Origin of the sequence: Shewanella sp. Isolate8, from assembly GCF_022398495.1 — a bacterium.
Classification (GTDB): Bacteria; Pseudomonadota; Gammaproteobacteria; order Enterobacterales; family Shewanellaceae; genus Shewanella; species Shewanella aquimarina.
This window is the reverse complement of the sequence record NZ_JAKEVI010000002.1, coordinates 597,350-611,093: the sequence shown is the minus strand read 5'-3', so window position 1 is coordinate 611,093 and position 13,744 is coordinate 597,350. Positions and strand designations below refer to the sequence as shown.

Below are 13,744 nucleotides of genomic sequence, written 5' to 3'. Positions count from 1 at the left end.
ACAAATTTGGAGGCAGTACCATGTTTCTAGCACAAGAGATTATTCGTAAAAAACGTAATGGCGAAGTGTTGTCGACTCAAGAGATCCAGTTTTTCGTTCAAGGGATCACTAACAACACAGTGTCTGAAGGCCAAATCGCTGCACTGGGTATGGCGGTCTATTTCAAAGACATGAACATGGATGAACGTATTGCGCTGACGACAGCCATGCGTGACTCTGGTACCGTTCTTAACTGGAAAAACCTTGGCTTAGATGGCCCTATCATCGACAAGCACAGCACGGGCGGTGTGGGCGATGTGATCAGCCTGATGCTTGGCCCCATGGCAGCCGCCTGTGGCGGATATGTGCCCATGATCTCCGGCCGTGGCCTTGGCCATACCGGCGGAACCCTGGATAAGTTCGATGCGATTCCAGGGTACCAGACTGAGCCTGATAGCGACCTGTTCAGAAAAGTCGTTAAAGAAGCCGGTGTCGCCATCATAGGTCAGACTGGTGACCTGGTCCCCGCCGATAAGCGCTTCTATTCAATTCGCGATAATACCGCAACCGTCGAATCCATCTCTCTCATCACAGCTTCTATTCTTTCTAAGAAACTTGCCGCCGGTCTCGATGCATTAGCCATGGATGTTAAGGTGGGTAGCGGTGCCTTTATGCCGACCTATGAAGCCTCTGAAGAGCTGGCTCGCAGTATCACAGCCGTGGCCAATGGTGCCGGTACCAAGACAACTGCGCTGCTGACCGATATGAACCAGGTGCTGGCCTCATGTGCGGGTAACGCGGTGGAAGTGAAGGAAGCGGTTGATTTCCTCACGGGTGCATACCGTAATCCACGTCTGTATGAAGTGACCATGGGTCTGTGTGCCGAGATGCTACAGTTAGGTGGCTTGGCCGCTAACGAAGCCGAGGCGCGTGACAAGCTCAATCGTGTGCTGGATAACGGTAAGGCTGCCGATATCTTTGGCCGCATGATTTCTGGCCTAGGTGGCCCTGCAGACTTTATCGAAAACTATGCTAAGTATCTGCCACAGTCGCAGATCATTCGTCCTGTCTACGCCGACCGTAGTGGTTTTGCAACCTCTATGGATACCCGTGAGCTTGGTCTTGCGGTGGTGACCCTAGGCGGTGGACGTCGTAAGCCAGGTGATGCCCTAGACTACAGTGTGGGCTTGACCCAAGTCTGTGCACTGGGCGATGAGATCACCTCAGATAAGCCGATTGCCATGGTACATGCGCAATCTGAAAGCGCCTTCGAAGAAGCGGCGGCAGCCGTGAAGAAAGCGATTCACATTGGCGATGAAGCGCCAGAGAAAACACCAGAGATCTATCGTTACATTCGTCAGTCAGATCTCTAGGAGAGTAAAAGATGAAAAGAACTGTCATTATGATGCTCGACTCCTTCGGGGTCGGTGCAGCAAAAGATGCTGAAGCCTTTGGCGACACAGGTTCAAACACCTTCGGTCATATTGCTAAGGCGTGTGCCGAAGGCAAGGCAAACGAAGGTCGCGAAGGTCCGCTTAAGCTACCTAACCTGGCCAAACTCGGCCTGGCAATGGCCGCTAAAGAGAGCACAGGCAGCTTTGCTGAAGGCTTCGGTGACGATGTCGAAGTGATCGGTGCCTACGGTCATGCCGATGAGCTCAGCTCGGGTAAAGACACCCCGAGTGGTCACTGGGAAATGGCGGGCGTGCCCGTACTGTACGAGTGGGGTTACTTTAGCGACCTGCAAAACTCTTTCCCTAAAGAGCTGACAGATAAGATCCTCGAGCGCGCTGGTTTGTCTGGCTTCCTGGGTAACTGCCATGCCTCAGGCACGGCGATTCTCGAAGAGCTGGGTGAAGAGCATATGCGTTCTGGTCTGCCTATCTTCTATACCTCGGCCGATTCTGTATTCCAGATCGCCTGTCACGAAGAGACATTTGGTCTGGATAACCTCTACACCTTGTGTCAGATCGCCCGTGAAGAGCTTGAGCCTTACAACATCGGCCGCGTTATCGCCCGTCCATTCGTTGGCACAGGCCCGAGCGATTTCGCCCGTACCGGTAACCGCAAAGACTACGCGGTCGAGCCACCATCAAAGACGGTTCTCGATAAGCTGAAAGAGGCCGGTGGTGAAGTGGTGAGTGTGGGTAAGATTGCCGATATCTATGCGCACTGCGGTATCACCAAGAAGGTAAAGGCCACAGGTTTGGAAGCTCTGTTCGATGCTACGCTTGAACAGGTGAAACAGGCTGGCGACCGCACCATAGTCTTCACTAACTTCGTCGACTTCGACTCTCACTACGGCCATCGCCGTGACATCGCCGGTTATGCCCGCGCGCTGGAGTACTTCGACAGCCGTCTGCCAGAGATGTTGGCACTGCTAGGTGAAGACGATCTTCTGCTGCTGACCGCAGACCATGGTTGTGACCCAACCTGGCAGGGTACAGACCATACCCGTGAGCGCGTGCCCGTATTGGCCTATGGCGCAGGTTTAGCACCAGGTTCGCTGGGTCGTCGCAATAGCTTCGCCGATATCGGTCAGAGCATTGCCAGCTACTTCGGCCTTGAGCCTATGGAGTACGGCGAGTCATTCGTCGCCTAGGCAAATAAGGATGACTTAAGGTCATCCTGCTACAATATTATGATTTGGTGGCTTAAATTGGGCCACCGCTACTAGAAAAAGACTTAAGTCTAAAAATAGGGGTTATATAGATGGCTACACCACACATTAATGCTGTTGACGGTGCATTCGCTGATACAGTGCTTTTCCCAGGCGATCCACTGCGTGCTAAGTACATTGCTGAAACTTTCCTAGAGAATGTTGAGCAGGTCACTGACGTACGTAACATGCTAGGCTTCACAGGTACTTACAAAGGCGTTCGTATCTCTGTAATGGGTTCTGGTATGGGTATCCCTTCTTGCTCTATCTATGCGACTGAGCTGATCAAAGACTACGGCGTGAAAAACCTGATCCGCGTAGGTACTTGTGGTGCGATCAGCACAGACGTTAAGGTACGCGACGTGATCATCGGTATGGGTGCTTGCACCGATTCACAAGTAAACCGTCTACGTTTCAAGGGCCAAGACTTCGCTGCTATCTGTGACTACGGTCTGTTGAGCGCGGTAGTTAAGGCTGCCGAAGAGAAGGGCACTAAGTACCGCGTAGGTAACGTGTTCTCTGCCGACCTGTTCTACACGCCAGATCCAGAAATGTTCGACGTGATGGAAAAGATGGACGTGCTAGGCGTCGAGATGGAAGCCGCCGGTCTATACGGCGTTGCTAAAGAGTTCGGTGCTAAGGCGCTATGTGTGGTAACAGTATCTGACCATATCCGTACCGGTGAGAAGACCTCTTCTGACGAGCGTCAAACCACCTTCAACGAGATGATCGAAATGACACTGGAAGCGGCAATTACTCTGTAATTATCACGCTAGTGTTGAAGAAAAACGGGCCAATCGGCCCGTTTTTTTGTGTCTGCTCTAAGGTTTCTCTGACCAGGGCTTTCCTCTGATCAAGACTTTTCTCTGTCTAAACCTGACTTAACTTATGTTGAGCGCGACTCTCGTCTGTGTCCTTCGCCTGGGGACGGCTTAATTTTCTCGCTTCTTATCACCGGAAGCATCTTGAGCTGAGTCGTCGCTCTCCTGCGTCTCATCCGCGTCCAAGGTGGCGGCGATTTGCTTGCCGATTTTGCTCTTGGTCTTGCGACGCTCGAAGTCGGCCCGTTTAAAGGAGAGGGCACGGGAGAGCAGCATGCCTATGAGCCCGGCGATGATCAACATCATCTGCTGTTGCTCCATGTTGAGCTGGTGCGCCTCCTTGATCTCGTTGAAGAAGCGCTGCGGCACTAACCTGACCTCGATATAGCCAAGGTTTTTATCATCCTGGAGCACGGCCTCGACATAGGGGGGGTAAGGTGCCAGTAGAGCCCTTAGCTCTTCCGATTCAGGCTCGAGCGGCTCGTCGGTGACGCTCTGGGCGAAGGCTAGGCGTTGCCCCTTCTCGCTGAAGATGGTGGCTGACATCACCTTGGGGTCCAGTACCAATGCACTGGTGAGCCACTGCAGTTGCTCATCATTTTGCAGCTGCAAGGCCGGCGCGGCGCCATAGGCGGTCTGTTGCACCAATAAACGAGCCATCTTTTGGGTTTGGGACTTTAGAAGCTGTTGACCTTGTAGTAGGCTAGTTTCCCATAATTGGAACAAGCCCACCATGAGGGCGACAGCGACACTGATCTGCAGCAGTCGTGTCAGCCTTTGGGTCTTTTTGAGTCCTTTAAGAAAAAACACTTTGTACCTGAAGATGATAAGGGTTTTATTAATCATAATGGATTATTTTCTAACCCGATACCCGGAGACGCACGACTAATGGCAAATCAGCAACAAAATCCTCTGTTTTCATGGCTCTATGATGAGGTTAGCGCGAGTATTACCCTGAATGGCTGTCTCTTTTCGCGCCATGAGGAAGCAAGCGCCCCCAACGCTGATTTACGCCTGCGTCTGGTCTATCAGGATGCTCAGTGCCAGGGTGACATCGCCGAGGCGGTTTTGTCCTGTGCAAAGCCGATGAGCCTTGCGGTGATCACACGCCAAAACGACCTATCTTGTATCGAGCTCTGTCTTGATAAACAGGCAGGGCAGAAGCTGGCCGACGTCCTGGCGGAGAGGGACGATATTGAGATCTTGTATATTGGTGGCCAGCAGCCAAGGCTGGACCAGCCGGGACTGCTGGTAATGGATATGGACTCGACGGCGATTCAGATAGAGTGTATCGACGAGTTGGCGGCCATGGCCGGGGTTGGCGAGGCGGTGGCCGAGGTCACCGAGCGTGCCATGCAGGGCGAGCTTGATTTCGAGCAGAGCCTGCGACAGCGAGTGGCCAAGCTGGCGGGCGCCGATGCCGGCATCATAGATACCCTGTGTGGCCAACTGCCGCTAATGCCGGGCCTCGAGGTGATGGTGGCGGAGCTGCAGGCCCATGGTTGGCGTTTGGTGCTGGCGTCGGGAGGCTTCACACCCTTTGTGGGCCATCTAAAGCAGCAACTTAACTTAGATGCGGCCTATGCCAACGAACTTGTGATCGTCGAGGGCAAGCTAAAAGGCGAGGTGATAGGCACAGTGGTAGACGCTCAGTTTAAGGCCGATACCGTGCTGCGCAGCGCCGAGACCTGGCAGATCCCCGTGGGCCAACGCTTAGCCATAGGCGATGGCGCCAACGATATCCCCATGGTGCAGGCGGCCGATTTTGGCATCGCCTACCATGCCAAGCCTAAGTTGCAGGCGGCTGCCGATGCGGCGATTGCCAAGCTGGATCTGCGGGTGCTGACCTTTATGTTAGTTAACCTTGCCTAGGCGAGATTTCAGGTTCGCGCCAATGATGAATCGATAGGCTCGCATGATGCGGGCCTTTTATTTTGGCTATTTATGAAGAGACCCCAATAAGGCTCGCGTTTAAAATCAATCTTTTATCTTTGATCTACAAGTCATTATCTTTAAACGCATGTTTAAGACAGTTTTGCGCTTGTTTTTTGCTTTTTGTACTTGAGTTACCCCTTTAAAGTCAGTACCTTAAATCAAATTTTATTCGGATATCTTCTGTGTCGGCTCCGATCCAAGAATCACGTTTTATTCCCTATCATCAGGGGCAACTACACCTGCGTCTGCTTAAGCGGCCCGATGCCGACATGAGCCAACCGCCTATTTTGATGCTCCACGGCGCCATGTCTAACGGCCGGGTCTTCTATAGCGACAAAGGCAGGGGACTGGGTTGTTACCTGGCCGAGGCGGGGTTTGTGGTCTACGTGCTCGACACCCTGGGACGGGGGCTGAGTACCCCTAAACTGAGCACTGGCGCCAGTCATGGGCAGGGCGAGGTGATCCGCGAGCAGCTTCCGCTGGTGCAGCACTATATCCTGTCGCAACATCCGCAGGCACATAGGGTGCACTGGTGTGCCCACTCCTGGGGAGGCGTGCTGATGGCCAGCGCCATCGCGCGTTTCGAATTCTTTCAGACCAGTGTCGCCTCGCTGTTGACCTTCGGCAGCAAGCGGGCGATCAAGGTACGTTCATTCAAGAAGTGGCTGATGGTGGATCTGGTCTGGAACAGGCTGGCTCCTGCGATTGCTGCTGGCCATGGGTACCTGGCCGCCGATCGCTGGCGCATGGGAATGGACAATGAGAGTAAGGCCTCTCTGTCCCAGAGTATCGACTGGGTCAGAGGAGACTGGATAGATCACGACGACGGGTTTGATTATGCGAAGGCGGCTAGTGACTTGGGGACGAAACAGGGCTGGCCTAAGGCCTGGTTTATCGCCGGCAAGGGGGATCAAGTGCTGGGCAATCCTGCCGATGTCCAGCGCATGATAAAAGAGTGCCACCTTAAGCAGGTGACCTATAGCCTGCTTAGTAAGGCAAACGGCAACCTGCATGACTATGGCCACGCCGAGATGCTCACCCATAAAGATGCCATACGGGACCATTTTCCCCAGGTGCTGAGCTGGTACCGCGCGCTCTAACGCTCTAGTGCTGGTTAAGCGCCTAGATTTTCATTGTGTAACTGCGGATAGCGCAGCATTACCTCGTCGGTAATATCCAGCAGTTCACCCACGCCTATGATGTGCCACATCAAGTGTTCCAGCTTCTTGGCCTTGTGCTGGGCGTGTAGGCCAATATATTCCAGCTCGCGCCTGATGTAGTTGATATCCGGCTTGCCGGCGGCGCCGCGGTAGATGCGAAGCGCCATGAAGCGGCCCAGATTTTGACTCTGTCTGATGAAGTGCAGCTGGGCCTGTTCATCGCCTATCTCCTTAGGCGGCAAGCACTTTATCTTGATTCGTCCCTGAGACTGACGGGAGATCTGCACATAGGTCTCGAAAAACTCTAATCCATGTTGCGGCTTCATCTGGCGGATAGGCGTGATGAAGTCCTCTTTGAGGCGTCCCTTGTCCAGCAGGGCGCTGAGGTCGTATTTCAGTGTCTCCTGGGTCGTCGCCGCAAATAGGTCGGCGATGGCGTTGGAGTGCTTGCTCACGCCCAATACGCTCAGCTTGGCCGATTTTGCCGTCTTCTCGATGAAGTAGGGCACAGAGGCCAACTCCCTCATCAGCAGGTTTTTCAGCCCGTCTGAGAGCTCCTTCATGTCGCTATTGGCCTCGGTCAGCTTCCTGAGCTTGTCACGGTTAGCCTCGATGAGACGGCTGAGGAAGGCCACGCCGACATGGGGCGTATGACCAACCATTGCGGCCAGGTGTATGGTGACGCCATTCTTGCGGGTGCGGATAAGCCTATAGGGCAGCTGCGCCAGACGTGTCTTACCCGCCAGATGTTGCAGCTTGGGAAAGGCGACCATGACAGGAGCCGTGGTATCAAAATCGGCTGGTTCATCTAGGGTGACCTGCAGGCCCTTGCCCGAGATATCTAAGGTAAAGCCGTGGTGACTCTGCTTGCCCTGGCTGACGGTGACCAGTGTCTTGAAGGAGAAGCGCGCCTCATTGCGCCGCTCGGTAAATTGCAGCGACAGCAGCTTGATCTGATCTTCCAGCAGCTTCTCCTGTCCGAAACGCTTCAGCTCATTGGCCTGATGGCCTTTGGCATCCCAGGCCTCATACTGAGGCAGAATATCTTCGTTGGTGAGATCGATAAGCTGCAGCACATGGGTGAAGCACTTGAGCTGGGCCTCTGTCAGCGAGGCGTAATAGCTCGAATCACCGGGCAAGACGCTGGATTTATAGGAGATCTCAGGGTCTATCTCATGACAGGCCAGCTTGAAGATGCGCCAACTGGCCTTAGTCGCGCCAAAGCGCAGGAAGAGGCCAAGCAGATCGCTCTGTTTTAGCTCGGCGAGACTGGCGGAATAGAAGAAGATCGCCCCCTGGGCCTGAAAGGTAAAGCAGAAAAACAGGTTGTGGTCAGGGTCTTGCGGCGCATTAAATAGTGCCTGTAGCCGCTCGTGGGTCAACATGCCGCCGAGCTGACTGACCGACTTCTCATCGACAAAATATTGCTGTAGCTTCTGGTTGTCGCGGCTCAGTAACTTATGGGTCACACGGGACTGACCATCAATCTGCTCTACGTACAGGGGCAGATGAGGCAGATGGGGCAGATAGTGGCGCTCGAAGCCCAGCCCCGTGGCGGTCACCAGTATGTCGTTGATATCCACCTTGTAGCGAAACTTATAGCCCTGGATCAGGTTGGCCAACATATCGGCAAGGGCATCGCTGCCACCCGTGCGTTTCAGGCGCATCCAACAGTATTCATGGTTGCTCTCAACGTCGACCACCTGATACTCGACCCCTTTCTGCAGATCATCGAAATAGTACTCGGCGCTCAGCTCCAGCAGTTTGACGATGAGCGGCTGCTCTGGGTTGAGGCCATGGTCGACAGGTAAGCGAATACGGGCGCCGCCGACCGAGAGATCGACTGTGATTCCCTTAATCTCGCTGCGACCCGGCTGCAACACGCCGATGCGGATCGCATAGTTCATCCGCTCTTCGGCGCGATTAAAATAGCTGCCTAAGATGGCGCCGCTGGCCACATAGGGAGTGAGGGCGCTATCGCCCTGAGCTTCGCCTTCACGCGTGCGTTGTCGCCGCAGTTTATGTCCCTCGATGACCTGCTCATACACCCCTAGCGTGTATTGCCCCTGATACAGTGCCAGTGCCTGCATAAAGTTCTCTTTAGCCGGGGCGTCGATAAAGTGGGTCTGGGCGCCGCTGTTAAAGGGCGCGCAGGGCAGTTCGGATCTGTCCCTGAGGTCGATCACCCGGGTACAGGGAGAGGAGAGACGGTTGAGTTCCATCTTGAGCAGAAAACGGGTCGAATTGGACTCGCTGGCGGTTAGATGATCAAACAGTTCCTGGAAATTGGTTTCCATCAGGAGGGGTTTTAGCTGTTCGATCAATGCCTTATGTTGCTCTAGACTCATGGATTATATCTTTTCGACTCAAAGTTGACGGCGCGGCTTATCTGTTAGTGTCGGCGGCTCGGGAAAAAACTTGATAGCCTTTTGTTTATTCAACACAATTTGCCCTCTCCGTGAGAGACAAATTCCGGGGAAAGTCCTAGGGGCAGTGTAAGGCATTTTGGCTTCCTTGTGGGAATCATTTTCTTCCCCAGGGGGATGGGAGATAGGGGAAAGTAGACTACAGCCCCTTAAGATACTCATGTAGAATGCCCCCATGGAAGCGTGCGGCCCTTAGATTCGTGAGTCGAGAAGGCAGATGTAGACGACGGGCGCGGCGAGATTAATGAGAAGACAAAACAGTTAAGCTATGGCGAAAAATAAAACAGCATATGTGTGCAGCGAATGTGGTCAGGACTTTCCCCGCTGGCAGGGGCAGTGTAACGCCTGCGGCGAGTGGAACACCATCTCAGAGGTGAGATTGGCGCCGACCAAGTCGAGCGCTGGTGCCGTGGCTGGCTATGCAGGCGCCGTCGGTGGAGGCTCGAAGAAACTCAGCGAGGTGGAGGAGTTCGAGGCCAAGAAGCTGCTTACCGGCATTGGCGAGCTGGATCGCGTGTTATGTGGCGGTCTCACCACAGGTTCGGTCAACATCATCTCGGGGGATCCCGGTGCGGGTAAGACGACCATATTGTCGGATCTGGTGTCACGCATGTCGCAGCTGATGCCCTCGCTCTACTGTACCGCCGAGGAGTCGCTGTCACAGTTTAAGAACCGCGTAAACCGCCTCAGGCTCGATTGTAATGAGGAAAACCTCTACCTGATGGCCGAGACCAATGTGGAGGCGATTATCGCCGAGCTTGAGGCCAAACAGGTCAAGTTTGCGGTGATCGACTCGATTCAGGCGGTGGTGACAGATTTGGCCAACGGCAGCCCAGGCTCGCCGTCTCAGGTCAAGGGCAGTGCCCAGGCGCTGACCCAATACTGTAAGCAGAACAATGTCACCATGTTCCTGGTGGCCCATGTGAACAAGAATAACGAGACCGCGGGGCCGCAGACGCTGATCCATATCGTCGACTGCCTGACCCACCTGGAATGTAACGACGGACAGGTACGCACCCTGAGGGCCAACAAGAACCGTTTCGGCGACGTGGATACCGTCGGTATCTTCAGGATGACAGAGCGGGGCATGATAAGTGTCGATAACCCCAGCGAGATCTTCCTCTCGGGTTCCAGCACTGAATCGCCCGGTGCGGCCATCACCTGTATCCGCAAGGGCAATCGCAACCTGCTGCTGGAGATCCAATGTTTAACGACTGAGGCGGAGGGGGAGTTTCCCCAGCGGGTCTGTGTCGGGCTCAACATGAACCGTATCAAGATGTTAACTGGGGTTTTGCGCAAGCACACCCGTACCAAGATCTACCACGATACCTATTTCAACCTGGTGGGCGGGCTTAAGATAGACGAGTCTGAGACCTGTATCGACCTGGCCCTAGTCACCGCACTGCTGAGCAGCCTTAACGAGTTTGTGGTACCGCGCACCACCTGCATCATGGGGGAGCTGAGCCTCAACGGCGACGTGCGCCCCATCGACAGCGGCGTGCCCAGGGTGAAAGAGGCTGTGCAGCACGGCTTTACCGAGATCTTTATTCCCTATCGCAACTATCATAAATCGATGGAAGGTCTGGGCGCCAAGATCAATCCGATTAAGACGATTCACGAGCTGCTAGAGCTGATTAGCTAGCACACATTTAATGAGGGTAGAGATGCAGCTTAAAATACGTAGCGAAGCACCGGGCGATATTGCTGAAATTTACGCGCTGACTGAGGCGGCCTTTCTCGATGCGCCTCACACAGAGCATACCGAGCAGCATATCGTGAATGCCTTGCGTGAAGCCGGTGCGCTGGCGATATCCTTGGTAGCCGAATATGAGGGGCGCTTGGTGGGGCATCTGGCGCTATCAAAGGTGACCATCTCGGAGAACAGCCTTAACTGGTATGGACTCGGCCCCATCTCGGTGTTGCCCGAGATGCAGGGAAAAGGGATTGGCAGCCAGTTGATGCGAGCCGGTATCGAAGCGCTAAAAAAGGCGCAGGCCAACGGGTGCGTCCTGCTGGGTGAGCCTAATTTTTACCAGCGCTTTGGCTTTGCGCCTGTTGCGGGACTGGTGTTGCCGGGCGTTCCCGAGGAGTATTTTCTTGCTCTTAAGCTTACCGGTAAGGCGCCACAGGGAGAGGTGAGCTATCACCCTGCCTTTTTGGCGAAAGGAGAATAGCCGCAAGGCCCTAGCCAGGACTTTACGCTTGGGGTTAATCTTCTTTGTTTGGCTTCCCCCCTGTCGTTGCCAAAGGGGTGATACAGCGCAGAGACTAAAAAGGGGACGCTATGTCCCCTGTTATTGATATCGACCGCAAAGTCGCTAGACGATGGATTTACCCTTGGTCATGGACCTCGATAAACATCTTGAGTTCGCGGTCAAGCAGGGACGCATCGCCTATGTTGAGTTCGAGCATGCGCCTCAGGTGGCTGATGCTGTCGATATCGATATGCAGGCATTCGAGTCCAAGCTGGCCATCTTTTTGGTGGATGACCTGGGTCTCCATGGTGACCTCTACGTCAGAGCCCTCTAGGGTGAAGCTCAGGAGTATCGGTTCCTGGCTTGGTGTGAAGGCTGGGGGCAGCTCGACCAGGGCACCATTTAGGCTAAGATCATGGAGCGTGGTCGACCATACCTTATCGTCTTGGGTGAGCGTCGCATTGACATCGAAGAAGATGCGCGAAAATTGCCGCCTTTCATCCATAAGCTGTCTTAGCCTCTAATGTGAGCGTGATGTTAATAAGGTAAGCATAAGCTAACATGACCCAAGTGTAAAAATCTTGATTTATATTTAGCTTTAGTGACTTGAGGCAAATTCTCTTTGCCTGGGGCGATGAATCTGGTAGGCGACGCTGCTGGTGATTTTTTAGGGGCTATGGCGGCTAAAAATCGCGCCAGATCCCATAATTGAGATAAAGCTTATATGCAATTATGAAAAATTGTGAATAATAGCCTTAACCTTTATTTAACGTGTTTGGGAGCTGGGTCATGGCCCTAACTTCATTACAACCTTGTGTGCTTGTGGTCGACGATGAGGCGGTGATCCGTGCTCGTCTGAAGGGCTATTTCGAGAAAGAGGGTTATCGGGTGCTCGAGGCCGCCGATGGTGAAGATATGTGGCAGCAATTCAGCCAGCAACATGTCGATCTCGTGATGCTGGATATCAACCTACCCGGTGTCGATGGCCTTAGTCTGACGCGAGAACTGCGCAGTCGTAGCGACGTGGGGATCATCCTAGTGACGGGACGTGACGAGGCGATCGATAAGATCATCGGCCTGGAGATGGGCGCGGACGATTATGTGACGAAGCCCTTTGAGCTGCGCGAACTCCTGGTGCGGGTCAAGAATCTACTCTGGCGCATCTCTCTGGTGAAGAAGGCGCAGCAGCAGACCATCGCCGAGCTCGAACGCGGCGACGATCTCATCGAATTTGAAGATTACTGCCTGGCGCTTAACAGTCGTAAGCTTTCCCTGGGCGATGAGGTGATCAAGCTGACCAAGGCCGAATTTGAACTGCTGAGCGCCTTCGTGCTGCATCCTCAGCAGGTGCTAAGCCGTGAGCGTCTGATGCAGCTCACCAGCCATCGCAATCAGGATGTGAATGACAGAACCATAGACGTGATCATTCGCCGTTTGCGCAACAAGCTAAATGCCGAGCTCTTCGTGACCGTCCACGGTGAGGGTTATCTGTTTGCCGCTAAGGTTGAGGATTAGCCCCGGGCACCTCGACCCGGTAGATGGGGTAAAAATCCGCCGGTGCCAGGCTGTCAGTCAGCTGTTTCACCTGGCTATTTTGAGGCGTGAGTCCCTTTATCCTGGGGCCGATATCACCAAAGGGGGCGGCGCCCTCGAGTTCTCGCACCACCACATCTATCGCCAGCTTACCCTGTAATACCACCTGATCGTCACTGCTGAATGATACCCTGTGGCGATACAGGCCACGCAGGGTGGCAGGGGAGAGGTAGCTGCTCACCAGCGCAACGTCTTGAGCTGTCTCCTGTTGCGCCAGGGCGCCGATGGCGGCCTCGATGGCCACGGCGCTGCCGAGAATATAGTCGGGGGTGTGATCTTTGAGCAGGTGATGCAGCTGATCTCGATAGAGGGAGCGATTATTGTCGGCATGGCGATTGGAGGAGATAGTTACCCTACTGCCCTTGAGTGCTGCCATGATCCCTTGTTCCACCCAGGTGCTGCCTCCCAGCTTCTCTGGGCCGAGCAGCAGTGCTAGCTTAGCGGGCTTATTTTTGGTGGTGCGGCGAATATAGTCGCCGGCATGCCATCCCATCTGATACCAGTTGACGCCAATGCGTGTGTTTACCAGCGGGCTGTCGAGTCGGTTTACCAAGGCCAGCATGGGCTTGCTGATCTGCCCCTGATAGTGCTTGAGCAGCTCGGGGTCCACTGTACCCAGCAAGATGGCGTCGAAATTGCCGGCCATGCAGCGCTCGAGCTGCTCGAGTTGTTTGGCCTTACCATAGTAACTGCCGGCCTCAAACAGCTCCAGGGCTACGCCCAATTGCCTAGCCTGGGTGACCAGGCCATAGTCTATGCCTATCCAATAGGCATCTTTGAGGTGAGGAACCAGGGCGCAGAGTCGCCAGGGCTGTTTGGTCATGTTCAGGGGCTGATAGGTGAGCGTCTCGACCTGCTGAAGCTTGGCGTTATAGGGGCTGCGCTGCTGAAGTGACCAAGTATCTGCGGCGTAGGCGTGTGCCGATATTGCCAAACAGGCAGAGATCGCTAGGCCATTGAGGCAAAGATAAAAGGC

At 54.3% G+C, this 13,744-nt stretch carries 12 protein-coding genes; 8 read left to right on the top strand and 4 right to left on the bottom strand.

From position 1 onward, the window contains the following. Window positions 1-20: 20 nt before the first annotated feature. From deoA to deoD, 3 genes are all read left to right on the top strand, one after another. Window positions 21-1,352: a thymidine phosphorylase gene (gene deoA, locus L1D43_RS11855; RefSeq protein ID WP_239851828.1), complete on the top strand. Its 1,332-nt coding sequence runs from the start codon at window positions 21-23 to the stop codon at window positions 1,350-1,352. A gap of 11 nt (window positions 1,353-1,363) precedes the next feature. Continuing rightward, window positions 1,364-2,581, top strand: coding sequence for a phosphopentomutase (locus L1D43_RS11850; RefSeq protein WP_239851826.1), 1,218 nt, complete (start codon window positions 1,364-1,366; stop codon window positions 2,579-2,581). 110 nt (window positions 2,582-2,691) lie between these two features. Beyond that, window positions 2,692-3,402, top strand: coding sequence for a purine-nucleoside phosphorylase (deoD, locus tag L1D43_RS11845; RefSeq protein ID WP_041509114.1), 711 nt, complete (start codon window positions 2,692-2,694; stop codon window positions 3,400-3,402). A gap of 168 nt (window positions 3,403-3,570) precedes the next feature. Here the strand turns inward: deoD and L1D43_RS11840 are convergent, their stop codons facing one another. Then, complete coding sequence (locus L1D43_RS11840) at window positions 3,571-4,305, bottom strand: AhpA/YtjB family protein (RefSeq protein WP_275659124.1); 735 nt, start codon at window positions 4,303-4,305, stop codon at window positions 3,571-3,573. Window positions 4,306-4,347: 42 nt separating this feature from the next. Between L1D43_RS11840 and serB the strand changes: the two genes are divergently transcribed. Together serB and L1D43_RS11830 are read left to right on the top strand one after the other, a co-directional pair. After that, window positions 4,348-5,331, top strand: coding sequence for a phosphoserine phosphatase SerB (gene serB, locus L1D43_RS11835; RefSeq protein WP_239851824.1), 984 nt, complete (start codon window positions 4,348-4,350; stop codon window positions 5,329-5,331). A gap of 236 nt (window positions 5,332-5,567) precedes the next feature. Beyond that, a complete protein-coding gene (locus tag L1D43_RS11830) occupies window positions 5,568-6,494 on the top strand; it encodes an alpha/beta hydrolase (RefSeq protein ID WP_239851990.1) in 927 nt (308 codons plus the stop codon). Window positions 6,495-6,508: 14 nt separating this feature from the next. On the opposite strand, the gene L1D43_RS11825 is transcribed toward L1D43_RS11830, so the two are convergent. After that, window positions 6,509-8,902, bottom strand: a complete 2,394-nt coding sequence (locus L1D43_RS11825; RefSeq protein ID WP_239851822.1) for a PilZ domain-containing protein — start codon at window positions 8,900-8,902, stop codon at window positions 6,509-6,511. Window positions 8,903-9,248: 346 nt separating this feature from the next. Between L1D43_RS11825 and radA the strand changes: the two genes are divergently transcribed. Beyond that, window positions 9,249-10,622: a DNA repair protein RadA gene (radA, locus tag L1D43_RS11820; RefSeq protein ID WP_239851816.1), complete on the top strand. Its 1,374-nt coding sequence runs from the start codon at window positions 9,249-9,251 to the stop codon at window positions 10,620-10,622. A 22-nt stretch (window positions 10,623-10,644) separates the two neighbouring features. Then, window positions 10,645-11,154 carry an N-acetyltransferase gene (locus L1D43_RS11815; RefSeq protein WP_239851815.1) on the top strand — a complete coding sequence of 170 codons (510 nt, stop codon included), beginning with the start codon at window positions 10,645-10,647 and terminating at the stop codon, window positions 11,152-11,154. A 157-nt stretch (window positions 11,155-11,311) separates the two neighbouring features. On the opposite strand, the gene L1D43_RS11810 is transcribed toward L1D43_RS11815, so the two are convergent. After that, on the bottom strand, window positions 11,312-11,680 hold the full coding sequence (locus tag L1D43_RS11810) for a PilZ domain-containing protein (protein ID WP_239851814.1): 369 nt from the start codon (window positions 11,678-11,680) through the stop codon (window positions 11,312-11,314). A gap of 284 nt (window positions 11,681-11,964) precedes the next feature. On the opposite strand from L1D43_RS11810, the gene torR reads away from it, so the two are divergent. After that, window positions 11,965-12,690: a two-component system response regulator TorR gene (gene torR, locus L1D43_RS11805; RefSeq protein ID WP_239851813.1), complete on the top strand. Its 726-nt coding sequence runs from the start codon at window positions 11,965-11,967 to the stop codon at window positions 12,688-12,690. Here the strand turns inward: torR and torT are convergent. Further along, the gene (gene torT, locus L1D43_RS11800) at window positions 12,674-13,714 is read right to left on the bottom strand and encodes a TMAO reductase system periplasmic protein TorT (RefSeq protein WP_239851989.1); all 1,041 of its coding nucleotides are present in this window, start codon (window positions 13,712-13,714) and stop codon (window positions 12,674-12,676) included. The genes torR and torT overlap by 17 nt on opposite strands. Between the last annotated feature and the right edge of the window lie 30 nt (window positions 13,715-13,744).

What these genes read in the sequence shown, in the direction of transcription:
- deoA (WP_239851828.1), top strand. Translation starts at nt 21, where the DNA reads ATGTTTCTAGCACAAGAGATTATTCGTAAAAAACGTAATGGCGAAGTG.
- L1D43_RS11850 (WP_239851826.1), top strand. Translation starts at nt 1,364, where the DNA reads ATGAAAAGAACTGTCATTATGATGCTCGACTCCTTCGGGGTCGGTGCA.
- deoD (WP_041509114.1), top strand. Translation starts at nt 2,692, where the DNA reads ATGGCTACACCACACATTAATGCTGTTGACGGTGCATTCGCTGATACA.
- L1D43_RS11840 (WP_275659124.1), bottom strand. Translation starts at nt 4,305, where the DNA reads ATGATTAATAAAACCCTTATCATCTTCAGGTACAAAGTGTTTTTTCTT.
- serB (WP_239851824.1), top strand. Translation starts at nt 4,348, where the DNA reads ATGGCAAATCAGCAACAAAATCCTCTGTTTTCATGGCTCTATGATGAG.
- L1D43_RS11825 (WP_239851822.1), bottom strand. Translation starts at nt 8,902, where the DNA reads ATGAGTCTAGAGCAACATAAGGCATTGATCGAACAGCTAAAACCCCTC.
- radA (WP_239851816.1), top strand. Translation starts at nt 9,249, where the DNA reads ATGGCGAAAAATAAAACAGCATATGTGTGCAGCGAATGTGGTCAGGAC.
- L1D43_RS11815 (WP_239851815.1), top strand. Translation starts at nt 10,645, where the DNA reads ATGCAGCTTAAAATACGTAGCGAAGCACCGGGCGATATTGCTGAAATT.
- L1D43_RS11810 (WP_239851814.1), bottom strand. Translation starts at nt 11,680, where the DNA reads ATGGATGAAAGGCGGCAATTTTCGCGCATCTTCTTCGATGTCAATGCG.
- torR (WP_239851813.1), top strand. Translation starts at nt 11,965, where the DNA reads ATGGCCCTAACTTCATTACAACCTTGTGTGCTTGTGGTCGACGATGAG.